The following is a 26,913-nucleotide window of genomic DNA, read 5'->3' on the forward strand; positions in this document are numbered from 1 at the left end:
GCAGGAACGCGCCGCCGGAGTCGACGAGGTAGACGCACGGCAGCCGGTTCTCCGCCGCGACGGCCTGCGCGCGCAGGTGCTTCTTGACCGTCATCGGGTAGTAGGTGCCGCCCTTGACCGTCGCGTCGTTGGCCACCACGACCACCTCGCGCCCGTGGACGCGGCCGATGCCGGTGACGACGCCCGCGGCCGGGACGCCCCCGCCGTACATCTCGGTCGCGGCGAGCGGGCTCAGCTCGAGGAACGGGCTGCCGGGGTCGAGGAGCCGGTCGACGCGGTCGCGCACCAGCAGCTTGCCGCGGTCGGTGTGCTTGGTGCGGGCGGCGTCGCTGCCGCCGCGTCGTACGACGGCCAGCCGCTCGCGCAGGTCGTCGACGAGCTCTCTGAGGTCGGACACCTCGTCAGGTTAGCGATCGTTAACCAACCCGTCCATCGATCGGCCCCCGGAGACATTGTCGGGTTTGTCGATCTACTTTAGGTTGACTACCCCGAGCCCACAGGAGTGCCGCCCATGACCTACCGCCCCGAGACCCTCACCGTCCACGCCGGACAGGAGGAGGCGGACCCGACGACCAACGCCCGGGCCGTGCCGATCTACCAGACGACGTCCTACGTCTTCGACGACACCGAGCACGCCGCCAACCTGTTCTCGCTGGCCGTGCCGGGCAACATCTACACGCGCATCATGAACCCGACCCAGTCGGTCTTCGAGGAGCGGATCACCCAGCTCGAGGGCGGCGTCGGCTCGCTGGCGACGGCGTCCGGGTCGGCCGCGACGACCTACGCCGTCCTCAACCTCGCCGGCACGGGCGACAACATCGTCGCACTCTCGACGCTCTACGGCGGCACCTATGCGCTCTTCGCCCACACCCTGCCGCAGTTCGGCATCACGGTGCGGTTCGTCGACCCCGAGGACCCGGCCGGCCTGGCCGCCCACGTCGACGACCGCACCCGGCTCGTCTTCGCCGAGACCATCGGCAACCCCAAGATCAACGTCGTCGACATCCGCGCGTGGGCCGACGCCGCCCACGCCCAGGGCCTGCCGCTGATCGTCGACAACACCGCGCCGACGCCCTTCCTGGCCCGGGTCTTCGACCACGGCGCCGACGTCGCGGTGCACTCCGCGACCAAGTACATCGGCGGCCACGGCACCTCGATCGGCGGCATCATCGTCGACTCCGGCAACTTCGACTGGGCCGCGCACGCCGAGCGGTTCCCCGGCCTGACCGGGCCCGACGCGGCCTACCACGGCGTCGTCTGGACCGAGGCCGTCGGCAACCTCGCCTACATCATCCGGGCGCGGACGGTGCTGCTGCGCAACACCGGCGCGGCCATCACGCCGATGAACTCGTGGCTGTTCCTGCAGGGCCTCGAGACGCTCCACCTGCGCATGGAGCGCCACAGCGCCAACGCCCTGACGGTCGCGGAGTACCTGTCGAACCACTCCGAGGTCTCCTGGGTGAGCTATCCCGGGCTGTCCGACAGCCCCTACAAGGAGGTCGCCGACCGCATCCTCACCGGTCGCGGGTACGGCGGGCTCGTCAGCTTCGGCCTCAAGTCGGGACGGACCGGCGGCACGAGGTTCATCGAGGCGCTCGAGCTCTTCTCCCACCTCGCCAACATCGGCGACGCCAAGTCGCTGGCCATCCACAACGCCACGACGACCCACTCGCAGCTCACGCCCGAGGAGCTCGAGGCGGCCGGCGTGCCGGAGGACATGGTGCGGCTCTCGATCGGCATCGAGCACGTCGAGGACCTGGTCGCCGACCTCGAGCAGGCGCTGGCCGCCAGCAAGTGACCCTGGCGCCCCTGCCCGCGCAGCGGGTCGTCCTCGCCACCGAGGACGACCCGCTGCGGCTCGAGCACGGGGCCCGGCTCGACCACGTCGAGGTCGCCTACGAGACCTGGGGTCGTCTCTCCCCCGAGCGTGACAACGCGGTCTTCGTCTGCCACGCGCTCACCGGCGACGCCCACGCCGCCGGCGAGGGCGGGTGGTGGGAGTCGCTCGTCGGGCCGGGGCGGCCCGTCGACACCGACCGGTTCTTCGTCATCTGCCCCAACCTCCTCGGCGGTTGCCGCGGCACGACCGGGCCGTCGTCTGTCGACCCGACGACGGGTCGGCCCTGGGGGCTGACCTTCCCGCTCTTCACGGTGCACGACCTGGTGTCGGTGCACCGCCGGCTGCTCGCCCACCTCGGGATCACCCGTCTCCACGCCGCCGTCGGCGGCTCGCTCGGCGGGATGCAGGTGCTGCAGTGGGCGGTCGACGACCCGGGGGCGATCGACCGGGCGCTGCTCGTCGCGGCGTCGTCCCGGCTGACGGCGCAGAACATCGCGTTCTCGGCGGTCGCGCGTGACGCCATCCTCCACGACCCCGACTTCCAGGGCGGCGCCTACGCCGGCACCGGACGTCGGCCCGACCGCGGGCTCGCCGTCGCCCGGCGGATGGCCCACATCACCTACGTGTCGGAGGAGTCGCTCGAGGCCAAGTTCGGCCGCGCCCGGGTGGCCTCTGCCCCCGACGGTCCGCCCCAGCACGAGACCGACTTCCAGGTCGAGGCCTACCTCGACCACCAGGCCGAGGTCTTCCTCGCCCGCTTCGACGCGCTGTCCTACCTCTACCTGACCCGGGTGATGGACTACTTCGACCCGTTCGCCGACGCGGGTGCGGCCGCGCGGGCGGGGTCCGGCGGCACCCGCTTCCTGCACGTCTCCTTCGACACCGACTGGCGCTTCCCGACCGCCCACTCCCGGCGTACGCACGAGCACCTCGACGCCGCCGGCGCCGACTCCCGCCACGTCGAGGTCGCCTCCCCCTGGGGCCACGACTCGTTCCTCCTCGACCCGCCCGGCTACCACGACGAGGTGCGGGCGTTCCTGGGTGGCGCACCACGAAGTTGAACGGTTCGACCCGCTAGGACGCGTCCTGTGGGCCCTGAACTGCGCGACTTCGTCGTTCAGCCCCCTGGCCCCGCCCGTAGGCCAGGTCGATGTGGGCGAGCATGGCCTGCAGGGTGGCCTCGCGCTCGTCGGCGGGCATGGCGCGGAGGGGGCCCTCGATGTTGAGGACGGCGAAGCCGTGGACGGCCGACCAGCAGCCGATCTCGGCCCCCGGTCGCGACGCCGGGTCGAGATAGCCCACGTCGACCAGGTCGTCGAGAGCGGCGTTGAGCATCGCGAACGGGTCGGCGTCCTCCCCCTCGGGCTTGTCGTCGAGCCCGGGGACCTCGGGGTAGGCCGTGAAGAGGACCCGGAACAGGCCGGGCTCGGCGAGCGCGTAGTCGACGTAGCCCGCGCCCAGCTCGATCAGACGCCGCCGGGCACGCAGGACCGGGTCGGTCTCGTCGACCCGGGCCAGCCGGCGCTCCATGGCCTCGACCAGACCGGTGAGCGCCCGCCCGGCGACGACGTCGACGAGGGCATCACGGTCGGCGAAGTGTCGGTAGGCCGCGTTGTGCGACACCCCGACGCGGCGGGCGAGCTCACGGACGGCGAGGCCGTCGGGGCCGTGCTCGCGGGCCGCGTCGACAGCGGCGTCCGCGAGGGCCTCGCGGAGGTTGCCGTGGTGGTAGCGGGTCGCCGTCACGCTCCGACGATAGGCCGCGATGTTGTCGGCGTACACATCGCCGATCGTCCGACGACCTGTCCCCCGGCGCCAACCCGGGCAGACCCGGCTCCACCCCCGTCCGCCGAAGATGTTGACACCGCCCACATCACCCGGCATGCTCGATGTTGACAGCAGCAACATTCACCCGAGCAAGGGAGCGGCCGATGTCGCGCAAACCGATGATCCTGGCGACCGTCTGCCTGGCGGCGCTCACCATCAACCTCGACACCACCATCGTCAACGTCGCGCTGCCGAGCCTGGCTCGCGAGCTGGACGCGGGCACCCGCGACCTGCTCTGGGTCGTCGACGGCTACAACCTGGCCTTCGCGGCGCTGGTGCTGGCGATGGGCAGCCTGTCCGACCGGTTCGGCCGGCGTCCGTCGCTCGTCATCGGTCTCGGCGCCTTCGCGGCCGCCAGCGGCGCGGCCGCGCTCGTCGACAGTGTCGAGGCGCTGATCGCGCTGCGGTTCGTCATGGGCGTGAGCGCCGCGCTGATCTTCCCGACCACCCTGTCGATCATCGCCAACGCCTTCCCCGAGCGGCGCGAGCGCGCGACCGCCCTCGGCATCTGGGGCGCCGCGGTCGGCGTGGGCGTGGCCCTCGGCCCGGTCACCGGTGGCCTGCTGCTCGAGCACTTCACCTGGCACAGCGTCTTCTGGGCGCTCGTCCCGGTCGGCCTGGTCGCGATCGGCATGACGCTGGCCTTCGTGCCCGAGTCGCGCGACCCGTCCGTCCCCGGCCTCGACCGCCCCGGCCTGCTCGTCTCGATCGCCGCCCTCGGCACCCTGACCTGGACGATCATCGAGGCCCCCGAGCACGGCTGGACCAGCATCACCACCCTCGCCGGCTTCGCCGTCGCCGCCGCGCTCGTCGCCGCGTTCGTGACGATCGAGCGCGCCGTCGAGCAGCCGATGCTCGACGTGACGCTGTTCCTCGACCGCCGCTTCAGCGCGGCGAGCGGCGCGGTCACCGTCGCGTTCTTCGCGCTCTTCGGCTTCATCTTCCTGATCACGCAGTTCTTCCAGTTCGTGCGTGACTACTCGGCGCTCGGCACCGGGCTGCGCATCCTCCCGGTGGCGCTGGCGATCGCGATCGCCTCCGTCGCCGGCGGGCAGCTCGCCCCGCGCATCGGGACCAAGGTCGTCGTCACCACCGGGCTGGCCCTGCTGGGCTCGTCGTTCCTCTGGATCTCGTTCCTCGAGGTCGACGTCTCCTACGCGACGACGATCGTCCCGCAGATGGTGCTGATGGGCCTGGGCATCGGCCTGGTCAGCACCCCCGCGACCGAGTCGATCCTGCAGGTCCTCCCGCCCGCCCGAGCCGGGGTCGGCTCGGCCGTCAACGACGCGACGCGCGAGCTCGGCGGCACCCTCGGGGTCGCCGTGGTCGGGTCGCTGTTCGCCTCCCTGTACGGCGACCGCCTCGCCGCGCTCCTGGACGGCCGGGTCGACTCCTCCACCCTCGAGCGGGCCCGCGACTCCGTCGGCTTCTCCGACGCGCTGGCCGCCCGGGTGCCCGGCGTCACCGACGCGATGAACGCGGCCTTCCTCGACGGGCTGTCGGCCGGCTGCGTGGTCATCGGGCTGCTCTGCCTGGTCGCCGCAGCGGTCGCGGCGGTCGCGCTCCCCGGCACCCGCTACGACCCGGTCGCCGAGGGCGAGCTCGTCGAGCCCGCCGAGACGGTCCCCTCGACGCGTTAACGATCGCTAACCTGGGACGGTGACCGAGGCCGTGCTCACCCGCCGCGAACAGATCCTGGCCACCGCCGCCGGGCTATTCGCGGCGCGTGGGTTCCACGGGGTCTCGGTCGCCGAGCTCGGCACCGCCTGCGGGATCTCGGGGCCGGCGCTCTACAAGCACTTCGCCTCCAAGGACGCCGTGCTCGCCGAGATGCTGATCGGCATCAGCGAGCGCCTGCTCGCCGTCGGTCGCGACCGCGTCACCGCGGCGGCCGGGCCACGGGAGGCCGTCGCCGCGCTCGTCGACTGGCACGTCGACTTCGCGCTGCGTGACCAGGCGCTGATCGTCGTCCAGGACCGCGACTGGTCGTCGCTGCCGGACGCCGCGCGGGAGGAGGTGCGCTGGCTGCAGCGCGAGTACGTCGACCTGTGGGCCGCCCAGCTGCGCCTCGTCGACCCCACGCGCGGTCGCGACGAGGCCCGGGCGCAGGCGCACGCGACGTTCGGGCTGATCAACTCCACGCCGCACAGCGGGAAGCTGCCCGACGGGGCGATGCACGACCTCCTGGTCGCCATGGCGATGCGCGCCCTGCTCGGCTGACGAGGGCAGCGGGTCGAGACAGGGTCGAGACAGGTCAGAGCAGGTGGTCGATGTGCGCCTCGTCGTCGCCGGCGAGGGTCGCAAGCAGCCGTGCGGCCCGGGCGGCCGCGTCGACGGCGGTGTCGAGGGCGGCGCCGTCGAGGTCGTCGGCCGGCTCGGCCGCCGGGACGGTGCGGGCGTGCAGCCGGGCGAGCAGGTCGTCGCGCGGCAGGCCGCGCAGGTGGAGCAGCACCAGCGGGTCGGCGTCGACCAGCCACGCGACCTGGGAGAGCACGGCGAGCGCGTGGGGACAGGGGTCGAGCCAGCCGACGCAGGTGCAGGAGGTCTCGAGCTCGGTGCCGAAGGGCAGCAGCTCGACGCCGGCCTCGTCGGCGTGCTCGACCAGGGTGTGCGGCAGCTGGCCGGCGAGCAGGGACCCGATGCGACCCGCCTCGGCGGCGACGACCTCGACGACGGCCGAGCGGCCCTCGTCGTCGAGCACGGGCAGCCGGCAGTCGACCGTGAACAGGCCGTGGTCACGGCCGCCGCCCTGGTCGTCGGCGACCGCGGCCACCATCCGGCCGGCGGTGATCGAGATGCCCCCGACGGCACCGGCGCGGGCGAGGGAGCGGCCCCGGCGCAGGTCGCTCTCGGCGTAGGCGGCCTCCTCGACGGCGCGCACCCACGCCTTGCCCCACCAGGTGGAGGCCCGCGCGGTGCCGCGACGGGCGGCGACCGGCGGATGAGAGGCCACGGTCGACCCGGTCATCGGTCGAGCTGTCGGTCGGGCTGTCGGTCGGGCTGTCGGTCGGGTCCGCGGAGCTCCACCAGGTCGCGCAGGTCGTCGTTGCTCAGCTCGGTCAGCGCGGCCTCGCCGCGGCCGAGGACGGCGTCGGCCAGCGCGCGCTTGCGGCTGAGCAGCTCGGCGACCTTCTCCTCGACGGTGCCGCGCATGATCATCCGGTGCACCTGGACCGGACGGGTCTGGCCGATCCGGTAGGCCCGGTCGGTGGCCTGCTCCTCGACGGCGGGGTTCCACCACCGGTCGACGTGGACGACGTGGTCGGCGCGGGTGAGGTTGAGGCCGGTGCCGCCGGCCTTGAGCGAGAGCAGGAAGACCGGCACGTCGCCGGCCTGGAAGCGCGCGACCATCGCCTCGCGGTCACGCACGGGCGTGCCGCCGTGGAGGAACTGGTGGGTGACGCCGGCCCGGTCGAGGTGGGACTCGAGCAGGCGGCCGAGAGCGACGTACTGGGTGAAGACGAGGACGGAGCCGCCTTCGGCGACGGCGGTCGAGACGAGCTCGTCGAGCAGGTCGAGCTTCTCCGAGCGGCCGGCGAGGCGGACGGCGCCGGACTGCTTGAGGAACTGCGCCGGGTGGTTGCAGATCTGCTTGAGGCCGGTGAGGAGAGCGAGCACCATGCCGCGGCGGGTGTCGTCGTCGGCGCGCTCGATGCGCTCCATCGTGTCGCGGACGAACGCCTCGTAGAGCACGACCTGCTCGCGGGTCAGGGTCAGCGGGTGGTCGGTCTCGGTCTTGGGCGGCAGCTCGGGGGCGATGCCGGGGTCGGACTTGCGGCGGCGCAGCAGGAACGGTCCGACCAGGTCGGCGAACTGGCGCGCCTTGGTCGGCTCGAGACCCGACTCGATCGGCCCGGCCCAGACCTTGCGGAAGGCGTTGCGGCTGCCGAGCAGGCCGGGTGTCGCCCAGTCGAGGATGGCCCACAGCTCGGTCAGGTTGTTCTCGACCGGGGTGCCGGTGAGGGCGACGCGGGCGGTGCTGGGGATGGTGCGCAGCTTGCGGGCCGTGGACGACGCGGGGTTCTTGACGTGCTGGGCCTCGTCGGCGACGACCAGGTCCCACGGGACCCGGGCGAGGTCCTCGGCGCCGACGCGCATCGTGCCGTAGGTGGTCAGCACGAACCCGGTGGCGCCCTCGAGGTCGCGCTGGGTGCCGTGGAAGCGGCGCGTCTCGACCCCGGGCGCGAACCGGTGGACCTCGGCCTCCCAGTTGCCGAGGAGGCTGGCCGGGCAGACGACCAGCGTCGGGCCGGTCGCGCCCGCCTCGACGCGGTGGAGGTGGAGCGAGATGAGGGTGACGGTCTTGCCGAGGCCCATGTCGTCGGCCAGGCACGCACCGAGCCCGAGGGCCGTGAGGTCGGCCAGCCAGGTGAGGCCGTGGCGCTGGTAGTCGCGCAGGTGGGCGTGGAGGCCGGCCGGCGCGTCGACCGGCTCGCGGGTGGCGGCGGTGAGCAGGCGCTCGCGCATCGTGAGCAGCGACGCCCCGACGACCACCGAGGTGTCCGTGTCGGGCTCGACCTCGACCACGCCGGTGAGCGCGGCGGCGATGGCCTGCACCGGCTTGACGGTGCGGATCAGCCGCTTGCGCGCCCGTCGCGCGGTGGCCGGGTCGACGACGGTCCAGGCGCCGCGGAGCTTGAGCACCGGCGAGGCGGCCGTGGCGAGCTGGTCCATCTCGTGGTCGGTGAGCGGGTCGCCGTGGAGCGCGAGCTGCCACTTGAAGCTGAAGAGCGTCTCGGTCGACAGCAGCGGCTGGTTGAGCGGCTCCTCGCGCTGGGTGCCGCCGGCCCGCCGGGTGGCGGGGGCGGCGTCGAGGACGGCGCTGGAGGTGAGGTCGCGACCCAGCGCGCGCGGCCAGAGCACGTCGACCCCGCGCTCGCCGAGCGCCGCGACACCGCCGTCGAGGAGGCTGACCAGCTCGTCGGTGTCGAGGGTGATCTCGTCGGGCACCCGCAGCGCCAGCAGCCGGTCGAGCGCTGGCCAGGCCTCGGCCGCCGAACGCAGGGCGATGCTCGCATGGGTGCGCGCGCGGTCGCCGAAGCCGTGGGTCTCGTGGTCGGTGGTGAAGAGCACCGCAGCGTCGCAGAGGTGGAGGGGGTCCTGCTCGTCGTGGACCTGCAGCACGACCCGCACCGAGCCCGCGACCAGCTCCTCCTCGTCGGCCTCGACCCGCAGCGAGATGCGCACCAGCTGGGGCAGGTCGGCGGCCGCGGCGACCGTGCGGTGGCGGGCGATCCGCGCCTGGAGCCGCTCGGTGAAGTCGGTGGTCGGCACCGGCGCGCGGACGGACGCGCGGCCCGGCGCGCTCGGCGTACGACGGGCGGTGGCGGTGGCGGTGGCGTTGGCGGTGGCGGGCGGGTGACGCGGCATGGTGTCGGCGATGGCGTCGAGCACCTGGCGCACCAGGGCCGTGGCGTTCGCGGCGTCGAGGTCGTCGTGGGCGCGCGAGCCGGCCAGCAGCGAGACCCGCTCGGTGTCGCGGGCGTCGAGCGGTGAGATGCGCCAGGCGCCGTCGCCCGGCTCGAACTTGCCGTCGGCGACCAGGCGCATCCCGAGCAGCACCGCGCCCGACAGCAGCCCCACGCTGGGATGGACGTCGTCGCGACCGCGCGCCCTGGTGAGGACCGGGAGCGCCGCTCGCATCGGCAGCGCGACGGTGCGGCGGTCGTCGCTGAACTCCACGACGCTGTCGCGCGGCGGGTCGGCCGCGCGGAAGGTCGCGGTGCCGGTGACCGGGACGAAGCTCACGGGCCTCCTTCGGCTGGGTGGACCTCACGACCGTAACGGGCGGCACCGACAGCGAGTTCCGCCCACCGCGACGCCGCGCTGTCCACAGGCCCGGAGAGGCCTGTGGAGGACGCCAGCAGCGACCGGGGAACTGGTTCACGCTGGTCGGCATGACTCTCTCGGAACCCTTCCGCCCGTCCATCCGCACCCAGGCCGACCTCGAGCACGCCTGGCGCCACCTCATGGAGCCGCTCGGCTTCTCCCGCAGCAGTGTCTGGATGATGCTGCTCGACGCCGACGACCGCCCCCTCCCCCAGCTCACCGAGGTCGAGGACTGCCACCGGCCGCCCGAGCCCGAGGTGCTGGCCGGGTTCGCCGAGCTCGCCGGCACCCTCGTAGACGACGTCGCCCCCGGTGGCCGCTGGGCCTTCCTGCTGACCCGGCCCGGCGGGGCGACCGTCACCGACCTCGACCGCGCCTGGGCCAACGGCCTGGTCAGGGCCTGCCGGGCCGCCGGGGTCCGGACCGAGGTGGTCCACCTGGCGACCGACGTCGACCTCCTGCCGCTGCCCTACGACGCGCTGTCCGGCGCCGCCTGACTCCCCGGGGTCACCGGGCAGGTACGACGCGCCGGCGGCTGATGCGCCAGCCCCCGGGCGTGAGGACGACCTCGTCCTCGTAGGTCACGGTGCCGGCGGCCCCGTCGGCCATCACCGACAAGCCCTTCGAGAGCACCGTCACCGTGCCATCGGCGGCCTCGGTGACCACCACGTTGGTGACGTGGTGGCCCGCAGGCTGGTCGCCCGGCGCCGCCGTGAAGAGGTCGGTGATGTCGGGCAGCCCCCGCACGACGCCCAGGCCGTAGGCCGTGACGTCGTACTCCGCGTCGGACGTCAGCAGCAGGTGCAGGTCGTCGGTGCGGCGCTGGTCGGCGAGGTGCCCGTGCAGGGCGACGAGCTCGTGCAGCGCGAGCCTGTCGGCGGTCGTGAGCGGCATGCTCGCCATCCTGCCCCTCAGCCGGCGCTCTCGGCGCGGACGAACGCCGCGAACCCCGGCACGGTGAAGCGGAGGGTGCCCCTGTCGGCGGCCTCGACCAGGCCCTTGTCGAGCAGGCTGCGCCGCGGCTCGCTGAGGTCGTTGCTGGTGACACCCATCCGATCGGCGATCGCGCCCCGGCGCACCGGGCTCTCCCGGTCGTCGGTGAGCTCGGCCAGGGCGACGAGGAGGCGGCGCTCACCGGGCGCGGCCTTCGACCACCGGGCGCGGAACATGGTGTCGAGCTCGTCGGCGACGAGCGGACGGGCCCGGTCGAGCGCGTCGAGCGGCAGCACCGCGCCCTCGTCGGGACCGACCACGCGCCACAGCGCGTCGGCGTAGAGCTGGAGGAAGTAGGGGTAGCCGTCGGCGATCCGCACGACCTCGGCCGCGAGCTCCGGCTCCCACGTGACCCGGTGGGCGCGGGCCGGACCCTCGAGCACCTCGGCGGCGTCGACGGCCGACAGCCGCTGCAGGGTGCGGAAGGCGAAGCGCTCGCTGAACGTGACGGCCGCGGTGAGCACGTCCGGGGCGTTGGGCAGGCCGACCGCGAAGACGACGGCCGGCGGCTCGGGCGTCGACTGCTGCAGCTCCTGCCAGGCGTAGGCCAGGGTGCGCAGGTCCTCACGCGGGGCTGCCTGGACCTCGTCGACGAGCAGGGCGACCCCGGCCGACCCGCGCTCGCGCGCGGCGATCGCGGCGGCCGACACCAGCTCGGCGAACGCGGTCGAGGCGGCGCCCGAGCCCGGCGTACGACGCGGCTGCACGTCGACCTCGACCCCGGCGCTCGCCCCGAGGGCGCCCAGCTCGAGGCTCACGCTCTGGAACCGCTCGCGCAGCGGCGTCCGCGGTCCCACGTCGACGCCGAGCCCCTCGAGCGCGCGGAGCAGCCCGTGGGTCAGCCCCGCCACCAGGCTCTCGTCGCCGCGCGCGGTGACCCAGACGACGACGGCTCCGGACTGCGCCGCGGCGTCGCGGACGGCCTTGAGCAGCGAGGTCTTGCCGACCCCGCGGGAGCCGATGTCGACCTGCACCCGGCCGAGGAACCGGCCGTAGGTCGCCATCATCGACAGGTCGGCCCGCGCCCTCTCGAGCTGTTCCTCGCGCCCGACCAGCACGGTGGGGGTCTCACCCGGGGTGTAGGGACTCGGCAGCATGATGATTCCTTATGAAAGTCGTCGTTCATAAGGAATCATAAGGCCGATCCCCGCTGACCCGTCGTCGATCTACGACGGGTCGGCGTCAGTGCAGGGCGACGCGGCCGGTGATCGGGGGCAGGTCGGCGAGGGTGACGATGCCGGGGCGGGCGGCGACGACCGACGGGACGGCGTTGGTGACCGGCATGGCGGTGTAGATCATGCCGAGGTCCATGAACCCCTCCGGCCAGTCCTTCGGCGGCAGGCAGTGGATGACGGTGCGCATGTTGGGCACCCCGAACACCTGGATGACGTGGCCGTGCGCCAGCGGCTTGGGCGGGGTGACGTGCTCGCCCATCGTCCAGTTGAAGCCCACCGACACGACGTTGCGGTCGCCGACCCAGCCGCGGTGGTAGCCCATCACGCCGCCCACGGTGCCGGCCGGGATCTGCATGAACCCGAGGTCGGTGTCGCCGGTGGCGGCGGTGAACTCGACGTCGAACGTGAGCCGGTCGAGCGTCACCCCGAGGGCGTCGGCCATCATCGCGGCCGACTCGGCGAAGACCTCGCTCTCGCGGCGCACCGACTCGGCCAGGCCGGGGGTGTCCGGGGGCTGCGAGAAGCCCATGGCGGTCTGCGTGCCGGCCGACTCGTACGTCGAGCAGTCGACCGACTCGGTGATCCGGATCTCGTCGACGCGTTCGCACGACCCGCTGAGGACCATGCCGACGAGGTTGGTCATGCCGGGGTGGGCGCCCGACCCGAAGATCGACGACCGACCGGTCTCGCAGGCCTCCTCGATCCGGGCCCGGTCCTCGGGGGTCTGCTTGCCGCCGGTGATCCAGGCTGCGCTGGAGCAGACGTTGACGCCGCTCTCGAGCAGCGCGACCAGGTCGTCGACGTCGGGCCACAGCGGGTTGTAGCAGCAGGCGTCGGCCCCCAGCGCGACGAGCGCGGCGACGTCGTTGGTCGCGACGACGCCGGTCGGCCCGCGCTCCTCGAGGAGCCCGCAGAGCTCGGCGGCGTCCTTGCCGACCTTGCCGGGGCCGTGGGCGTAGACACCGACCAGCTCGAGGTCGGGGCGGGCGATGATGGCGGCGAGGGAGCGCCGTCCGATGTTTCCGGTCGTCCACTGGATCACGCGCAGGGTCATGCCGCCACCGTAGAACGTGTTCTAGTCACCCGACCGGGCCGTCCGGGCCCGGACCCCGGTCACGACGAGGACGACCGCCCCGAGCACACCCGCCGCGAGCGCCAAGGTCGTCGGGTGGTCCACGGCCAGCGCGGCGAGCGCGACCGGGAGCAGGGTGACCGCCATCGCCACCACGAGCACCCGAAAGCCGGCGCTGTCGGTGAGGTGGCCGAGGACCGTCCAGCCCGCCATCAGCACCGCCGCCAGCGCGAGCGTCAGGTAGACGTCGTCGGCATGGCTGACCGGGACCAGGCCGTCCCCGGCGTCGAGGTCGACGCGCTGGAACTGCCGCGTGAACGCCACGAGCGCGACGACGCCGGTGTAGGTGGCGACCGCTCCCGCCCCCACGACGACCGCGACCGTGGTCCGCGCGGGCGGGAGCACCCACGCGACCGCCGTCACCGGCACCACGAAGACCACGACGGCGAGCGCGATCGGGACGAGGCTCGTGTTGAGCGTCGCGTCGCTGAAGCTGTCCTCGAACCCCTGGACGTAGACCACGAACGCACCCGCGACCGCGGCCACCGCCGGCGGGGCGCTCGGGACCAGGGCGTACGACGCCGCCCCCAGCGCCAGCACCACCGCGCCCGCGACGTAGGCCGTGGCGGTGCCGCCGTCGAGCCCGACCGCCACGACGAGGCCGGCGGCCAGGGACCCGAGGGCGAGCGGCCAGGGAGCCGCCGCCGCGAGGACGTCGGGGTCGCGGACCAGGGCACGGGCGCCGAAGCCGTAGAGCAGCACCAAGGCAGCCGCGACGCCGACGCCGTAGACCGTCGGGTCGAGGTCGCCCGAGGCGTTGGTGCGGGCCCGGCTGGCCGAGACCGCGACCGCCGCGGACAGCAGGGCGGCACCGAGAGCAGTGCTCGCGCTCGTCGTGCGGCGACCGGTCGTGCCGGACGTGCTGGTCGTGCGGGTCGTGCGGGCGGCGGTCATGCCCGGACAGTAGGGGCGTCGCCTCAGCGCAGGCCGGGCAGCACCTCGCGCGCGACCTCCTCGAGCACCGCCACGTCGCCGGCGTAGGGCTCGTCCGGGCGCGGCCAGTGGGTGACCAGGTCGGTGAACCCCAGCTCGGCCGCCCGGCCCGCGACCTCCTCGAAGTAGCCGCGGCTGGTCAGCGCGAACCGGCCGCTCCGGTCGATGTGGGGCGCGGCGTCGGTGAGCAGGTAGCGCGGCGTCGGCCCGCGGCCGGCCGTGGCCAGCGCCTCGTCGAAGGTCGCCGTGGCCGCCGCGAGTCCGGCCCACCACTCCTCGTCGGTCTCGACCGTCGGCCCGGTCGTCACCCAGCCGTCGCCGACCCGGGCGGCGAAGCGCAGCGAGCGTGGGCCGTTGGCCGCGACGAGCAGAGGCGTACGACGCAGCGGGGGCAGGGTGCGCGCGTCGGACGTCGAGAACCACCGTCCCTCGCGGGTCACGTGGTCGCCGTCGCGCAGCGCGACGAGCGTCTCGGTGAACTCCTGGAACCGGTCGACGCGCTCGCGGACGGTGAGCTCGGGCAGGTCGAGCACGGTGGCGTCGAGGTTGCCGCCGGTGCCGACACCCAGCAGGAACCGGCCGTCACTGAGGTCCTCGAGCGCCTGGGCGTCGCGGAGCAGCAGGTAGGGATGACGGAAGTTGGGCGAGACGACCAACGTGCCGAGCCCGATCCGCGACGTCACCTGGGCCGCGGCGCCCAGCACCGGCGTCGCCGTCGTCCACGGCGACTCGGGGAGTCCGCCCCACACCAGGTGGTCGTAGGTCCAGGCGTGGTCGAAACCCAGCTCCTCGGCCGCCTGCCAGCGCGGGCGGGCGTCGGCCCAGGGGAGGTCGGTCAGGATCGTGATGCCGAAGCGCATGCTCCGACCTTAGGACGGGCCGCTCTCAACGCTCGACGCCCAGCACGAGCGGCAGCACCTCGGTCGCCCCCCGTGACCGGAGCGACACCGCGGCGCGGGTCAGGGTCCACCCCGTGGCCGACAGGTCGTCGACGAGCAGCACCGAACGACCCTCGACCGGCTCGTCGAGCTCGAGCGCGAAGCGGCGACCGACGGCGGAGACCCGCTGGGCGGAGTTCATCGCGCCGCGACCGGGCTCGATGTCGGGGTCGACCACGGCGTAGCGGCCGAGCAGCGGCTTCTTCAGGAAGGTGGACAGGTTGCGCCCGAGGTCGTCGGTCAGGCCGCCCCGGGTCACCGACTCGACCACCACGATGCCGTCGACCTGCGGCCGCCAGTCCATCAGCACCTCGACCAGGGCCCGCGCCAGGCCCGGCGGCACCGGTCCGTCGCCGGCGCCCGGACGGAACAGGTCGCGCAACGCCTGGCCGTGGCCGAGGTCGGTGAGCCGGGCCACCGCGCGGCCCTCGGAGGCGCCGGCAGAGATCTTGCCCTTGAGCTCGATGCCCATGGCGGCGAGGCCGGTCGGCCACATCTTGCGCGGCTCGACGGGGACGCCGGGCCGCGACAGCCGGTCGCCCGCCTCGGCGACCGCCGCGTCGGAGACGGTCGCGTCGAGCGCGAGCCCTCCGCAGTTGTCGCAGCGCCCGCAGTCGACGGCGCCCGGGTCGTCGAGCTGCTCGCGCAGGTAGCGCATCCGGCACTCCGTGGTGGCGAGGTAGTCGAGCATCGCCTGCTGCTCGCGCTCGCGCGCCTCGCGCACCCGCCGGTAGCGCTCCTCGTCGTAGGACCACGGCTGGCCGGTGGCCTCCCAGCCGCCGCGGACCCGGCGTACGGCGCCGTCGACGTCGAGCACCTTGAGCATCTGCTCGAGCCGGTTGCGGCTGAGCTCGACCCGGGTCTCGAGGGCGGCGGTCGACATCATCCGGCCCTCGTCGCCCATCACCTCGAGCGTCTGGCGCACCAGCGGCTCGGACGGGAACGACAGCGAGCCGAAGTAGGCCCAGATGTCGCGGTCCTCGAGCGCCGGGAGCAGGACCACGGTCGCGCCGGGGTCGGCCGGCACGCCGCGGCCGGCGCGGCCGACCTGCTGGTAGTAGGCGACCGGTGACTGCGGCGCCCCGAGGTTGACCACGAACCCGAGCGTCGCGTCGAAGCCCATGCCCAGCGCGCTGGTCGCGACGAGCGCCTTGACCTTGCCGGTGATCAGCGCCTCCTCGAGCGCCATCCGCTCGGTGGTCTCGGTCTGACCGGAGTAGGCCGCGACCTCGTGGCCGCGCGAGCGGAGGTAGTCGGCGACCTCGTGGGTCGCGGCGACGGTGAGGCAGTAGACGATGCCCGAGCCGGGCTGCTCGGCGAGGTGGTCGGCCAGCCACGCGAGCCGCTGCTGGGCGGTCTTGAGCCGGACCACCCCCAGCCGCAGCGACTCGCGGTCGAGCGAGCCGCGCAGCACCAGGGTGTCGGTGCCGAGCTGCTCGGCGACGTCGGAGGTGACCCGCGCGTTGGCCGTCGCCGTCGTCGCGAGCACCGGGATGCCGTCGGGGAGCTCACCGAGCAGGGTGCGGATGCGGCGGTAGTCGGGGCGGAAGTCGTGGCCCCAGTCGCTGATGCAGTGGGCCTCGTCGACCACCAGCAGGCCGCACGTCGCCGCGAGGCGCGGCAGCACCTCGTCGCGGAAGCCCGGGTTGTTGAGGCGCTCCGGGCTCACGAGCAGGACGTCGACCTCGCCCGCCGCGATCGCGCGGTGGGTCTCGTCCCACTGCTCGAGGTTGGTCGAGTTGATGGTCACCGCGCGGATGCCGGCCCGCTCGGCCGCCGCGATCTGGTTGCGCATCAGGGCGAGCAGGGGCGAGACGATCACCGTGGGACCGGCGCCCTGGGCGCGCAGCAGCAGCGTCGCGACGAAGTAGACCGCCGACTTGCCCCAGCCGGTCTTCTGCACCACCAGCGCCCGACGCCGGCCGACGGCCAGTGCCTCGATCGCCGTCCACTGGTCGTCGCGCAGGACGGCGTCGTCGCGACCCACCAGCGCACGCAGGTGGGCCTCGGCGGCCTCGCGGGTGGCGGTGAGCTCGCCGTCGGCGGTGGAGGTGGTGGACATGCCGCCTGTCTACCAGCGGGCGCCGACAGGCGCCCGCGCCCTCCACAGGGCCCGTGATGTAGCCGGAACCCCCATGCCGTGCGACGGGAGCCGTCCTAGCCTCCCGCCAGGGGGCATCAGGCCGCACGCTGCACCGCCGCGCCCGCGGCCCGCGACCGGTCCAGACCGGTCAGGCCCCGAACAGGATTCCCCCAGGTTTCCGAAATACCCGTGAGGACAGTGACCGCCATGCGCCAGAAGTCTTCGTCCCGCACCACCGTGACGCTCCACGAGCTGCCCGCTCCCGCCCCCGTGCTCGCCCCGCTGCCCAGCCCGGTCGCCCCGCTCGCCGAGCGCGACCAGGTCGTCTTCGTGACCAACGCCGTACGCCGTCGCGGCGGACTGCGCACCCGCGCCGAGCAGCACCGTCGACCGGTGCTCGCCGCGGTCGTGCGCTGACCTTCTCGTCCCGCGCCGTATCAGGCCCGGGGGGTGCGGACTCCTCCTCGTGATCACCGTCCCGGACCACGAAGGAACCGCCATGAAGCGCACCGCCCCCGCCCCGTCCCTGACCCTGCGCGACCTCTCGGTCGCCGACGCCTCCGACGAGCAGGTGGTCTTCGTGACCAACGCCGTACGTCGACGCGGCGGCCTGCGCACCCGCGCCGAGCACCGGCGCCCGGTGCTGGCCGTCGTCGTCGACTGACCCGTCAGGAGAGGCGGCGCACGGCCTCCTCGTGGAGGGCGACGACCTCGCGACGGATCTCGGTCCGCTCGCTGATCGGGCCGGCCGGCCAGGCCACGCGCAGCTCGGAGCCGTCGCCACCGCCCTCGTCGACGACGTCGACCCACCAGACGCCGCCGTGCTCGTCGAGGCCGACCATCTCCGCGCCGGTCGCCTGCGGGCGGCCGAACGCCTGCACGATGCGCAGGTTGTCGTCGCGGTGGTCGTCGTTCATGTGGGCCAGGACGGCGGCCACCACGGCAGGGTCGAAGTCGGTCACGCCCCCAGGCTACGAGGGGCTACGAGGGGCTACGAGGCGGCCGGACCCTTGCGCCGCACGTCGGCCACGGACTCCATGGCCGTGCGCAGCTCGGCGAGCCAGTCGTCCTCGTGCTGACCGACCAGCCGCACGCACCAGGCGAGGGCCTCCGAGCGCGACTTGGCCACGCCCGCGTCGACCAGCGTGTCGAGCACCAGCCGCTGCGGCTGGCGCAGCCGCGTCATCACGGGTGCGGACACGTGGGTCCACAGCTCCTCCTGGCCGTCGTCCGCGGAGCCGACGACCACGCCCCACGACACCTTGCGCTCGAAGCGGTGCTCGGCCTCCCGCGCGATGGCGACCCGCGCGTCACGGGTCTCCTCGCGGAAGGCCCGGGCCCGGCCGGCCCGCGCCTCGGCGCGCTCGGCCTCCGACACCTCCGCGCCCTCGGCCGACAGGGCCACGTCGTCGATCGTCAGCACGACGACGACCTCCTCGCGGTCGGTGCTCACCCGGGGCGCCACCGTGGTCCACTCCTGCGGGAGGCGACCGGCGAACCAGCCGCGCACCCGTTCCTGCGTCTCGTTTGTAATCATGTAATCATGATTACACGATGGTCCAAGCTCAGCCGGCGCGGCGGGCGCTGACCTCCCGCGCGATGGCCGTCCGGCCCGCCAGGTCCCAGCGCATGAGGATGTCGCCGACGTGCTTCTCGACCGTGCGCGGCGACAGCCCGAGCCGGTCGCTGATGGTGCGGTTGGAGAGGCCGTCGGCCACGAGCTGGGCGACCTCGGCCTGCCGCGGGGTGAGGGCCGGCCGTGACCCGGCCTCCCCTGGGGCGACGCCCACCACTGCCGGCAGGGCGGCGCGGGTCGCGACGCCGAACGCCGCGAGGACCCGCGACACGTGCGCGCGCACGGTGTGCTCGGAGACGTGGAGGCGCGTGGCGATCTCGCGGTTGGACGACCCCTCGGCGACCAGCCGGGCCACCTCGGCCTCGCGCGTCGACAGGCCCGCCCAGCCGCTCCCGGCCAGCGGTCGCAGCCGCACCCCGATCGGGCGCAGCTCGCGCGACGCCGAGCGACGGGCGGCGCGGTGACCGCGCTCCTCGGCAGAGGCGACCATGGCCTCGAGCGCGCGCACGGCCGCGACCAGCCCGCCCTCGCCGCGCTGCAGGATGCGGGCCCGGTTGAGGACGATCTCGCCCTCGGCGTACTCGATGACCCGGTCGACCTGCCGCGCGCGCGCCACCGCGCGCTCGCCCCACGCGACCGCGTCGTCGACACGGTCCTCCGCCAGCGCGAGACGGCTGAGCAGCCGGGCCACGGTCGAGTCGGCGATCGGTGACGACAGCAGCGGCACGGCCTGGTCGGCCCACGCCCACGCCGCGTCGAGGTCGTCGGCGGCGAGGGCGAGCACGACGAGCATCTCCAGGCCCAGCGCGCGGTCGACGACGTCGAGGTGGGTGAGGCCCGCATCACCGCCGGCGAGGAGCACCCGGCGGGCGGCCTCGATGACGTCCCCGAGCGCGATCAGGCCGAACGACGCGAGCATCTGCGAGCCGGCGGTCAGGTGGTCGACCGCGACCGGCGCGTTGCGGTCGACCACGGCGACCAGCCGGCGTACGTCGGCGGGGTCGGCCTGGTTGCCGCGCACCAGGCAGGCCGTGGCGGCGAGCAGGGCGGCGATCGCGCCGGGCGGGGCCGGCGGGACGGTCGTGAGCACGGCGTCGGCGGCTGCGAGCTCGCCGCGGAACGCGAGCACGCGCACCCGGCACAGCTGAACCATCGCCCCGAACGGGTGGGCCCGACCGTCCAGCACCAGCCAGGTCCACAGGCCGTCGCCGAGCGCCTCGACGAGCGCGGCGGCGAGGTCGAGGCGGGCATGGGCGAGGACACCCTCGACCAGCAGGTGCGCGGCGAAGCGGCCGAGCGGGGTGGTCACGTCGGGCAGGTCGTCGAGGACGGGGACGAGCGCCAGGTCGCTCGTCGGCGCCGGGTCGCCCGCGGCCGCCCAGACGACGACGCCCCGGTGCAACCAGCGGGCGGCGTCGTCGTCGGCGTCCGGCGCGGGCAGCGCGGACGCGAGGGTCCGCGCCGAGTCCCAGCGCGAGGCGAAGGTGTGCCGGAGCGCCTCGAGGGCCGCGTCCCAGACCGGGTCGGAGCTGGCCTCGCCGGGCCACGTGCCCTCGGCCGGCGTGCCCTGGACCACCGTGCTCGCGACGACACGGTCCAGCAGCCCCGAGAGCGCGGCCTCCCGGCGCGTGGCGTCCACCGGCTCCACGCTACTTCGTCGTGGCCCTGACGTGGTCGGATCACCGAGGCGCGGCGGGGGCGGGCGCGGATGCGTCAGCGCCCGCTGACGCTCACCAGATCCGAACCCGCTCGGCCGGGTCGAGCCACAGCCCGTCGCCCTCGACGGTGCCGAAGACCTCGTGGAACTCGTCGAGGTTGCGCACGATGTTGGCGCGGAACTCCGGCGGGCTGTGCGGGTCGACGGTGAGGTACTGCTGCTCCTGCTCCTTGCGCCGCTTGGTGCGCCAGACGAAGGCCCAGTTGAGGAACAGCGTCGCGCGGCCCTCCTGGGTGACCTCCTCGGCGTGCCGCGCGCGGTTGATCGCGAAGGCCTTGAGGGCGATGGTCAGCCCGCCGAGGTCGCCGATGTTCTCGCCGACGGTGAGGGAGCCGTTGACCTGCTCGCCGGGGAGGGCCCGCGGCTCGAAGGCGTCGTACTGCTCGACGAGCGCCTTGGACTTCAGCTCGAAGGCCGCCTTGTCGTCGGGGGTCCACCAGTCGTTGAGGTTGCCGTGGCCGTCGTACTGCGCACCCTGGTCGTCGAACCCGTGGCCGATCTCGTGGCCGATGACGGCGCCGATGCCGCCGTAGTTCTCGGCCGGCTCGGCGTCGGGGGCGAAGAACGGCTTCTGCAGGATGCCGGCCGGGAAGCAGATCTCGTTGGTGCCGGGGTTGTAGTAGGCGTTGACGGTCTGCGGCAGCATGAACCACTCGTCGCGGTCGACCGGCGAGCCGATCTTGCCGAGCTGGCGGTCGGTCTCGAACGCGGAGGCGGCGTAGACGTTGCCGAGCAGGTCGCCGCGGTCGACGGGCAGCGCGGAGTAGTCGCGGAACTTCTCGGGGTAGCCGATCTTGGGCCGGAAGGTCGAGAGCTTGTCGTAGGCGCGGGCCTTGGTGTCGTCGGTCATCCAGTCGAGCGTGGCGATGGACTGGCGGTAGGCCTCGAGCAGGTCGGCGACGAGCTCGTCCATCAGCGCCTTGCTGGTCGGCGGGAAGTGGCGGGCGACGTACTGCTTGCCGACCGCCTCGCCCATCGCGCCCTCGACGAAGCCCACGCCGCGCTTCCAGCGGGCCCGCAGCTCGGGGGTGCCGTTGAGGGTGCGGCCGTAGAAGTCGAAGTTGGTCTCGACGAAGTCGTCGGTCAGGTAGGCCGCTGCCGAGCGCAGCACGTGGCTGAGCAGCCAGGCCTTCCAGTCCTCGATCGGCACCTCCTCGAGCACCGTCGACAGGTGCGCGAAGAACGACGGCTGCCGCACGCAGACCTCGGCGATCGTGTCGCGGCTGCCGCCGAGGTTGCGCACGTAGGCGTCCCAGTCGAACTGGGGGCACAGCGCCACCAGCTCGTCGTAGGTCATCAGGTTGTAGGTCTTCTGCACGTCGCGCGTCTCGGCGCGCTCCCAGTGGCCGGCGGCGATCCGGGTGTCGATGCCGAGGACGGTCGCGGCCGCCTCGGGGGCGTTCTCGTGGCGTCCGAGGGCGAGCAGCCGGGTGAGGTAGTCGACGTAGGCCGTCCGCTTGTCGGCGAACTTGTCGTCGCGGTAGTAGGACTCGTCGGGCAGCCCGAGACCGCCCTGGTAGAGGTTGGTGAGGTAGCGGTCGGAGTTCTTGTCGTCGTTGTCGATGTACATCCCGAAGATGCCGTGGCCGCCGATGCGCTCGAACTCGCCGAGGAACGCCGCCAGGTCGCGGGTGTCGCGCAGTCCGCCGACCGCGTCGACGAGCGGCCGCAGCGTCTCGGTGCCGCGGGCGGCGATCGCCTCGGTGTCCATGAACGATGCGAAGAGGTCGCCGATCTTGCGGGCGTCCTCGGCGTCGGGGTTGCCCGGGTCGTCGGGGTCGACCGGCTGCGCCGCGAGGTCCTCGATGATCGTCTGGACCTGAGCCTCCGCCGCGTCGGCCAGCTGGATGAACGGTCCCCAGCTCGACCGGTCGTTGGGGATCTCGACCGTGTCGAGCCACCGTCCGTTGACGTGGCCGAACAGGTCGTCCTGGGGGCGGATGCCGAGGTCCATGCCCTCGCGGGCGTCATCGAGGATGCTCACCTCGCGACCCTATCCGGGTGGTGCGCGGGGGCTTAGGGTCCCTGGCATGACCCTCAACGTCGTGGCCACCATCCCGATCGACCCCGCCCGTGCCGACGAGGCCGGCCCGGCCCTCGCCGAGCTCGCCGCCTCCTCCCGCTCCGACGCCGGGTGCCTGCGCTACGACGTCTTCGCGTCGACCAGCGTGCCCGGCACCTTCGTCACCGTCGAGGAGTGGGAGGCGCAGTCCGACCTCGACGCCCACATGACCCAGCCCCACGTCGCCAAGGCCTTCGAGGTCGCGGGTCCGCTGCTGGCGGGCGAGATCGCGATCCACGTGCTGGGCGAGGTCTGAGCTCAGCCGACCTCGGCGGGGGTGGCCGCCGCCGTCCACTCGCGCCGGAGGAGGCCGTAGACCCACGAGTCGGACACGTCGCCCTCGACGATGCAGTCCTCGCGCAACGTCCCCTCGAGCACGAACCCGAGCTTCTCCAGCACCCGGGCCGACGCCGCGTTGCGCGTGTCGGTCTCGGCCTGGACCCGGTTGAGGTCGAGCGTGTCGAACGCCCACTGCACGACGGCGTGCGCGGCCTCGGTCGCGAAGCCGCGGCCCCACGCCGTCCCGCCGAGGCAGTAGCCCAGGGCAGCGCTGCGGAAGTCCGGGTTCCACCGGCTCAGGCTGCACCACCCCACGAACGACCCGTCGGAGGCCCGGTCGATGGCCACGCGCACACCACTGCCCTCCTCCGCCAACTGCTCGCACCTCGCGAGGAAGCCGTCGGCGCGGATCGGGTCCTCCCAGGGCGGTGCGTCCCAGTAGCGGAGCACCTCCGCGTCGCGGTGCAGCGCGAAGAGGGCCTCCGCGTCCGTGCCGACGAAGGGCCGCAGCCGAAGCCGGGCCGTGGTCAGGGTCGGGGTGGTCAGCGGCGGCATGACGGTCAGGGCGTCGTACCGCCGCTGCCGTCGCCGACGCCACCGTTGCCGCGGAACCGCGAGCGCGCCGCGCGGCTGCCGCGCTGGGGACGGAAGCCGGCCAGCAGGATGACCACGACGAAGAGCAGGACCAGCACGGCCAGCCCGGCGAAGAACGCGACGAGGAGACTCATCGGGCGGTCGTGCTGAGAGGTGACATGTCGGGATCGTAGGTCACCTCTGCGCACCGGCGGCGGCGTCGCGTGCGGCCAGGACCTGCTCGCGCAGGATGTCGGCGTGGCCGCAGTGCTGCGCCAGCTCGCGCAGGACGTGGAGGTAGACCCAGCGCACCGGCAGCGGTCCGCGGCGGTTGCCCTCGACCAGGTCGTCCACCCCGAGGGGTGCGGCCGCGGCCCGCGAGGCCGCGCAGGCCTCGCGGTAGGCGGCCCGGACCGAGTCGATCGTGTCGTCGGGGTCGAGCCGGAAGGACTCCTCGGGCCCCTCCGGGCACCCGATCTCGGCCCGGGAGCGGCGGGTGATGGCCTCGTCGAACCACACCTGCTCGACGAACGTCGCGTGCTTGACGAGCCCGAGCAGCGTGGTGCCGGACGGGACCAGCCGGCGGCGGGCCTCGTCGTCGGTCAGGCCGTCGAGGCAGTCGTGGAGGTCGCGCCGGTGGTCGTCGAGGAAGAGCTCGAGCTGCTCCCGCAACGGGGCCGCGAAGCTCGCGGGGTCGTGGCTCGAGGCGGTCTCCATCCGTCGACCTTAGTGAACGACCCCGCGGTGGGTCCCGAGGGTGGCGTCGGTCGCACGACCCTCGTGCACCCTCAGGGTGCGGGGTGGAAGGCCTCACCGTCGAGCACGGGCACGATGTCACTCACGTCGGACTCGGCGGCGATCCACACGTCACTCGCGAACCCCTTGTCGACGAGCTCCGCCCCGCTGGCACAGGCGACCAGCTCCTCGCGCAGGTCGTCGCGCGCGGCGGCGTGGGCCGTCACCGCCAGCCTCGCCTCGGGCGACAGCTCGACACTGCCGTCCAACGACGAGAGCACTGCTCCCGCCCCCCACAGGTCCTCGACCGACGGGCGCAACGACCCGTCGGGCCACCGCTCCCCCGCCGGTACGACCGCGACGCGAGCACCGCTCTCGACCTGTGGCCGGAGCCAGGAGCCGACCGCGCCGGCGTTGCGCAACGAGGCGCCGACCACGACACATCCCAGTCCAGCAAGGGCGAACGCGATCGACGATCCGTTGGGCGACGGCAGCACCACGCGCTCGACGCCGTCGACCGCGAGCATCGACGCGGGCGACAGGCTGACGCCGGCCTGGCCCTGACTTGCCTCGAGCCGTCCGACGGCGAGCACGGCGTCGCGCTCGGCGGCGTACGCCTCGGCCCGCGCGTCCTTCCAGGCGAAGGGATAGACGGTCATGCCGCGGTCGAGCGCGACCGTGAGCGTCGTGGTGAACGACAGCACGTCGACCACCACCGCCACGTCGGCGCCGGCCGCCACCGCGGCGCCCCCGGTCGGGCCCCACTCGAGCCGGACGGCCCAGGAGGCCTGTGCGTGGGCGGGGTCAGTCCCGGACACGCACCACCGACTTGCCGAGCGTGCGACGCTCGTCCATGTCGACCAGCGCCTGGCCGAACTCGTCGAGCTCGTAGAGCCTGCCGATCGGCGGCTTGACGTGGCCGGCCTCGATCATCGGCACCAGCCGCGCCCACTGCTCCTGCATGTAGCCCGGCCGCGTCATGGCGAACGCGCCCCAGCCGACGCCGCGGACGTCGACGTTGTTGAGCAGCAGCCGGTTGACCTTGACCTGGGGGATGCCCGCGCCGGACGCGAAGCCCAGCACCAGCACGCGGCCCTGGGTCGCGAGCGAGCGCAGCGAGTCGGTGAAGGCGTCGCCGCCGACGATGTCGGCGACCACATCGACACCGTTGCCGCCGGTGATCTCCCCGACCGCGTCCTTGAAGCCGTCGAGGAGGACGACGTGATCGGCTCCGGCGTCGGTCGCGGTGGCCTTCTTGGCCTCGGTGCTGACGACGCCGATGACCGTCGCGCCCATGCCCTTGGCGACCTGGATCGTCGCGGTGCCGAGACCGCCCGCCGCGCCGTGCACCAGCACGGTCTCGCCGGCCTGCAGACCGCCCCGCTCGTGGAGGGCGAACTCCGCGGTGAGGTAGTTCATCGGCAGTGCCGCCCCCTCGTCGTAGGACGTGGTGTCGGGCAGCGCGAACGTGAAGATCGCCGGAACGACCGCACGCTCCTGGGCGCCGCCCCAGCCACCGACGCCCGCGACCCGCTGGCCGGGCTCGAAGCCCGGACCGCTCACGACGGTGCCGGCGACGTCGACGCCGAGCGAGAACGGCATCTCGGGCTTCATCTGGTACTCACCGCGGCTCAGCAGCAGGTCGGGGAAGCTCACCCCGACCCGGTGCACCTCGATGAGGACGTCGCCCTCCCCCGGGGTGGGCTCGTCGACCTCGCGGACGACGACGTCGGCGGGACCGGTGGGCGTGACGACCTGGACTGCGCGCATGCCCACCAACGTAGAGGCCCGCGTATCAGGGCGGTCCCCTCGTCCCTCCTCCCGGACAGGCGCCCGGCACCAGGTCGGGCCAGCGACAGGAGGAACACCCATGTACACCGCCGACGACTTCCCGGGAGCCGGCAACATCCCGTGGCAGCTCCTCATCCGTGCGCGCTACGCCTTCGAGATCGACGCCGTCCTGGCCTCGGTCGTCGTGGCGCGCGTGGGTGCCCTCACCTCGGTCGACGTCGCGCGCAAGCTCGTCGACGCAGCCGGCGTCAAGGCCGGCGGCGACAAGGCCGAGCCCGGCGCCGTCCTCGGGGCCCTGCGGGCCACCCTCGACTTCGACGACTGGTGCGGCACCAACTGGCCCCGCCGCTGGCCGCCCAAGCCCCGGGGCCGCGACTTCGACGACCTCAGCGACCCGATCGTGCCGCTGGTGGCCGAGCGGGCGCTCGAGCTGCTCACCGCAGGCGGCAGCCCCGACCTGCAGGGCTCGCTCGGCCAGGTGCTCGCCGAGGTCGGCGGGATCGCGCACTGACGGGGTCGCGCCGACCGAACCGGCGCCGCCGTCGCTCCGAACACCGGGCGTGCGCCTCTCCGACCGCGTCAGCGCGATGACGATGCACGCCTCGGCGCGCTTCACCGTGCGCTACGGCGCCGACCTCCGCTTCGCCGGCCGGGACCTCCCCCGGCCGGCGAGGCGCCGTTACGCCACCCGCCACGGCGTCGTCACCGGCTGGGAGTACGGCGCGCCCGACGCCCCGGCCCTGGTCCACTTCCACGGCGGGGCGTGGCTGATGCGCTACCCACAGATGGACGACTGGTGGTGCCGCTACGTCGCCGCCACAGCCGGGGTGCGGGTCGTCAACGTCGACTTCCGCACCGGCCCCTACGTCACCTACCCCGTCGCCCAGCACCAGTGCCACGACGTCGCGGCGACGGTCGCCGAGACGGGTCCGGTGGCCGTCGGCGGCTTCTCCAGCGGCGGCGGCCTCGCGGCCTCGGTGGCCCTCCAGGCCCGCGACCTCGGGTCGTTCGTCCCGCGGCTGCAGGTGCTCGGCGTACCCGCCCTCGACCTCGCCTCCGACCTGCCGGCGGGCAACGGCATGATCTCGCCGTCGCTGCGGGCCCTGGTGCGCCGTGTCTACTTCCCCGACCCCGCGACCCGCGCGGAGCCCTACGCCTCCCCGGTGCTGGCGCCCGACCTCACCGGCCTGCCGCCGGCGGTCGTGCTGACCGCCGAGCGCGACACCCTGCGCCGCGACGGCGACCGCTACGCCGAGCGGCTGCGCGAGGCCGGCGTCGACGTCGTCCACGACGTCACCCCCCGCGCCGACCACTACTTCCTCACCGAGGATCCCCAGCGGGCCCGGACGACGATGGCCATGGTCGCCGAGCGCGTGCGGTCCGCGCTCACGGAGGAACCTTCCCGTTGACCGCCCGCCCGGCCGGGCGAA

29 protein-coding genes are annotated in these 26,913 nt (G+C 73.7%); 10 read left to right on the forward strand and 19 right to left on the reverse strand.

Going from position 1 to position 26,913, the window contains the following annotated elements:
• A partial coding sequence (locus tag Q7T52_RS03700) for a carboxyl transferase domain-containing protein (RefSeq protein WP_304799511.1) occupies nt 1-397 on the reverse strand: 397 nt, incomplete at its 3' end.
• Between the two features lie 114 nt (nt 398-511).
• Here Q7T52_RS03700 and Q7T52_RS03705 point away from each other — a divergent pair.
• Both Q7T52_RS03705 and Q7T52_RS03710 read left to right on the forward strand, forming a co-directional pair.
• The gene (locus tag Q7T52_RS03705; protein ID WP_304799513.1) at nt 512-1,798 is read left to right on the forward strand and encodes an O-acetylhomoserine aminocarboxypropyltransferase/cysteine synthase family protein; all 1,287 of its coding nucleotides are present in this window, start codon (nt 512-514) and stop codon (nt 1,796-1,798) included.
• Nucleotides 1,795-2,901: a homoserine O-acetyltransferase gene (locus tag Q7T52_RS03710; RefSeq protein WP_304799515.1), complete on the forward strand. Its 1,107-nt coding sequence runs from the start codon at nt 1,795-1,797 to the stop codon at nt 2,899-2,901. Before Q7T52_RS03705 ends, Q7T52_RS03710 begins: the two co-directional genes overlap by 4 nt.
• Before the next feature lie 13 nt (nt 2,902-2,914).
• Here Q7T52_RS03710 and Q7T52_RS03715 read toward each other — a convergent pair whose 3' ends face one another.
• Nucleotides 2,915-3,586, reverse strand: a complete 672-nt coding sequence (locus Q7T52_RS03715) for a TetR/AcrR family transcriptional regulator (protein WP_304799517.1) — start codon at nt 3,584-3,586, stop codon at nt 2,915-2,917.
• 185 nt (nt 3,587-3,771) lie between these two features.
• Here Q7T52_RS03715 and Q7T52_RS03720 point away from each other — a divergent pair, with 185 nt between their 5' ends.
• Entirely contained in the window at nt 3,772-5,307 is a 1,536-nt protein-coding gene (locus tag Q7T52_RS03720; protein ID WP_304799519.1) for an MFS transporter, read from the forward strand.
• 19 nt (nt 5,308-5,326) lie between these two features.
• On the forward strand, nt 5,327-5,887 hold the full coding sequence (locus Q7T52_RS03725) for a TetR/AcrR family transcriptional regulator (protein WP_304799521.1): 561 nt from the start codon (nt 5,327-5,329) through the stop codon (nt 5,885-5,887).
• Nucleotides 5,888-5,921: 34 nt separating this feature from the next.
• Here the strand turns inward: Q7T52_RS03725 and Q7T52_RS03730 are convergent, their stop codons facing one another.
• Together Q7T52_RS03730 and Q7T52_RS03735 are read right to left on the reverse strand one after the other, a co-directional pair.
• Nucleotides 5,922-6,635 carry a hypothetical protein gene (locus tag Q7T52_RS03730; RefSeq protein WP_304799523.1) on the reverse strand — a complete coding sequence of 238 codons (714 nt, stop codon included), beginning with the start codon at nt 6,633-6,635 and terminating at the stop codon, nt 5,922-5,924.
• Entirely contained in the window at nt 6,632-9,415 is a 2,784-nt protein-coding gene (locus tag Q7T52_RS03735) for a DEAD/DEAH box helicase (protein ID WP_304799525.1), read from the reverse strand. Before Q7T52_RS03735 ends, Q7T52_RS03730 begins: the two co-directional genes overlap by 4 nt.
• 149 nt (nt 9,416-9,564) lie before the next feature.
• On the opposite strand from Q7T52_RS03735, the gene Q7T52_RS03740 reads away from it, so the two are divergent.
• Nucleotides 9,565-9,993: a hypothetical protein gene (locus Q7T52_RS03740; RefSeq protein ID WP_304799527.1), complete on the forward strand. Its 429-nt coding sequence runs from the start codon at nt 9,565-9,567 to the stop codon at nt 9,991-9,993.
• Nucleotides 9,994-10,003: 10 nt separating this feature from the next.
• Here Q7T52_RS03740 and Q7T52_RS03745 read toward each other — a convergent pair whose 3' ends face one another.
• The 6 genes from Q7T52_RS03745 to Q7T52_RS03770 all read right to left on the reverse strand — a co-directional run bounded on the left by Q7T52_RS03745 (nt 10,004) and on the right by Q7T52_RS03770 (nt 16,729).
• The gene (locus tag Q7T52_RS03745) at nt 10,004-10,390 is read right to left on the reverse strand and encodes a nuclear transport factor 2 family protein (protein ID WP_304799528.1); all 387 of its coding nucleotides are present in this window, start codon (nt 10,388-10,390) and stop codon (nt 10,004-10,006) included.
• A gap of 17 nt (nt 10,391-10,407) precedes the next feature.
• Complete coding sequence (locus Q7T52_RS03750; RefSeq protein WP_304799530.1) at nt 10,408-11,586, reverse strand: ATP-binding protein; 1,179 nt, start codon at nt 11,584-11,586, stop codon at nt 10,408-10,410.
• An 85-nt stretch (nt 11,587-11,671) separates the two neighbouring features.
• Nucleotides 11,672-12,718: a hypothetical protein gene (locus tag Q7T52_RS03755; protein ID WP_304799532.1), complete on the reverse strand. Its 1,047-nt coding sequence runs from the start codon at nt 12,716-12,718 to the stop codon at nt 11,672-11,674.
• Nucleotides 12,719-12,739: 21 nt separating this feature from the next.
• Nucleotides 12,740-13,690: a hypothetical protein gene (locus Q7T52_RS03760; protein ID WP_304799534.1), complete on the reverse strand. Its 951-nt coding sequence runs from the start codon at nt 13,688-13,690 to the stop codon at nt 12,740-12,742.
• 23 nt (nt 13,691-13,713) lie between these two features.
• Nucleotides 13,714-14,589 (reverse strand): LLM class flavin-dependent oxidoreductase, encoded by an 876-nt coding sequence (locus Q7T52_RS03765; RefSeq protein WP_304799535.1) that lies wholly within the window; start codon nt 14,587-14,589, stop codon nt 13,714-13,716.
• Between the two features lie 25 nt (nt 14,590-14,614).
• Nucleotides 14,615-16,729: a RecQ family ATP-dependent DNA helicase gene (locus Q7T52_RS03770; protein ID WP_304799537.1), complete on the reverse strand. Its 2,115-nt coding sequence runs from the start codon at nt 16,727-16,729 to the stop codon at nt 14,615-14,617.
• A gap of 228 nt (nt 16,730-16,957) precedes the next feature.
• On the opposite strand from Q7T52_RS03770, the gene Q7T52_RS03775 reads away from it, so the two are divergent.
• Both Q7T52_RS03775 and Q7T52_RS03780 read left to right on the forward strand, forming a co-directional pair.
• Nucleotides 16,958-17,167, forward strand: a complete 210-nt coding sequence (locus Q7T52_RS03775) for a hypothetical protein (protein ID WP_304799539.1) — start codon at nt 16,958-16,960, stop codon at nt 17,165-17,167.
• An 82-nt stretch (nt 17,168-17,249) separates the two neighbouring features.
• Nucleotides 17,250-17,414, forward strand: coding sequence for a hypothetical protein (locus tag Q7T52_RS03780; RefSeq protein WP_304799541.1), 165 nt, complete (start codon nt 17,250-17,252; stop codon nt 17,412-17,414).
• A gap of 4 nt (nt 17,415-17,418) precedes the next feature.
• Here the strand turns inward: Q7T52_RS03780 and Q7T52_RS03785 are convergent, their stop codons facing one another.
• The 4 genes from Q7T52_RS03785 to Q7T52_RS03800 form a co-directional block, all read right to left on the reverse strand.
• Nucleotides 17,419-17,712, reverse strand: coding sequence for a DUF2470 domain-containing protein (locus Q7T52_RS03785; protein ID WP_304799542.1), 294 nt, complete (start codon nt 17,710-17,712; stop codon nt 17,419-17,421).
• A 29-nt stretch (nt 17,713-17,741) separates the two neighbouring features.
• Nucleotides 17,742-18,287 carry a hypothetical protein gene (locus tag Q7T52_RS03790; protein ID WP_304799544.1) on the reverse strand — a complete coding sequence of 182 codons (546 nt, stop codon included), beginning with the start codon at nt 18,285-18,287 and terminating at the stop codon, nt 17,742-17,744.
• 28 nt (nt 18,288-18,315) lie between these two features.
• A complete protein-coding gene (locus Q7T52_RS03795; RefSeq protein WP_304799546.1) occupies nt 18,316-19,965 on the reverse strand; it encodes a LuxR family transcriptional regulator in 1,650 nt (549 codons plus the stop codon).
• Nucleotides 19,966-20,056: 91 nt separating this feature from the next.
• The gene (locus Q7T52_RS03800) at nt 20,057-22,027 is read right to left on the reverse strand and encodes a M13 family metallopeptidase (protein ID WP_304799548.1); all 1,971 of its coding nucleotides are present in this window, start codon (nt 22,025-22,027) and stop codon (nt 20,057-20,059) included.
• Between the two features lie 46 nt (nt 22,028-22,073).
• Here Q7T52_RS03800 and Q7T52_RS03805 point away from each other — a divergent pair, with 46 nt between their 5' ends.
• The gene (locus Q7T52_RS03805) at nt 22,074-22,361 is read left to right on the forward strand and encodes a putative quinol monooxygenase (protein ID WP_304799550.1); all 288 of its coding nucleotides are present in this window, start codon (nt 22,074-22,076) and stop codon (nt 22,359-22,361) included.
• Nucleotides 22,362-22,363: 2 nt separating this feature from the next.
• Here the strand turns inward: Q7T52_RS03805 and Q7T52_RS03810 are convergent, their stop codons facing one another.
• The 5 genes from Q7T52_RS03810 to Q7T52_RS03830 all read right to left on the reverse strand — a co-directional run bounded on the left by Q7T52_RS03810 (nt 22,364) and on the right by Q7T52_RS03830 (nt 25,462).
• A complete protein-coding gene (locus Q7T52_RS03810; RefSeq protein ID WP_304799552.1) occupies nt 22,364-22,939 on the reverse strand; it encodes a GNAT family N-acetyltransferase in 576 nt (191 codons plus the stop codon).
• A 5-nt stretch (nt 22,940-22,944) separates the two neighbouring features.
• Nucleotides 22,945-23,112, reverse strand: a complete 168-nt coding sequence (locus Q7T52_RS03815; protein WP_304799554.1) for a hypothetical protein — start codon at nt 23,110-23,112, stop codon at nt 22,945-22,947.
• Between the two features lie 40 nt (nt 23,113-23,152).
• Nucleotides 23,153-23,674 (reverse strand): DinB family protein, encoded by a 522-nt coding sequence (locus tag Q7T52_RS03820; RefSeq protein ID WP_304799555.1) that lies wholly within the window; start codon nt 23,672-23,674, stop codon nt 23,153-23,155.
• Nucleotides 23,675-23,745: 71 nt separating this feature from the next.
• Nucleotides 23,746-24,510 carry a 2-phosphosulfolactate phosphatase gene (locus Q7T52_RS03825; protein WP_304799557.1) on the reverse strand — a complete coding sequence of 255 codons (765 nt, stop codon included), beginning with the start codon at nt 24,508-24,510 and terminating at the stop codon, nt 23,746-23,748.
• Complete coding sequence (locus Q7T52_RS03830) at nt 24,497-25,462, reverse strand: NADPH:quinone oxidoreductase family protein (protein WP_304799559.1); 966 nt, start codon at nt 25,460-25,462, stop codon at nt 24,497-24,499. Before Q7T52_RS03830 ends, Q7T52_RS03825 begins: the two co-directional genes overlap by 14 nt.
• A 100-nt stretch (nt 25,463-25,562) precedes the next feature.
• Between Q7T52_RS03830 and Q7T52_RS03835 the strand changes: the two genes are divergently transcribed.
• Together Q7T52_RS03835 and Q7T52_RS03840 are read left to right on the forward strand one after the other, a co-directional pair.
• The gene (locus Q7T52_RS03835) at nt 25,563-25,994 is read left to right on the forward strand and encodes a hypothetical protein (protein ID WP_304799561.1); all 432 of its coding nucleotides are present in this window, start codon (nt 25,563-25,565) and stop codon (nt 25,992-25,994) included.
• Nucleotides 25,995-26,043: 49 nt separating this feature from the next.
• Complete coding sequence (locus Q7T52_RS03840) at nt 26,044-26,892, forward strand: alpha/beta hydrolase (protein ID WP_304799563.1); 849 nt, start codon at nt 26,044-26,046, stop codon at nt 26,890-26,892.
• The last annotated feature ends 21 nt before the right edge of the window (nt 26,893-26,913 follow it).

The sequence above is a fragment of the Nocardioides sp. genome, assembly GCF_030655615.1.
GTDB lineage: Bacteria > Actinomycetota > Actinomycetes > Propionibacteriales > Nocardioidaceae > Nocardioides.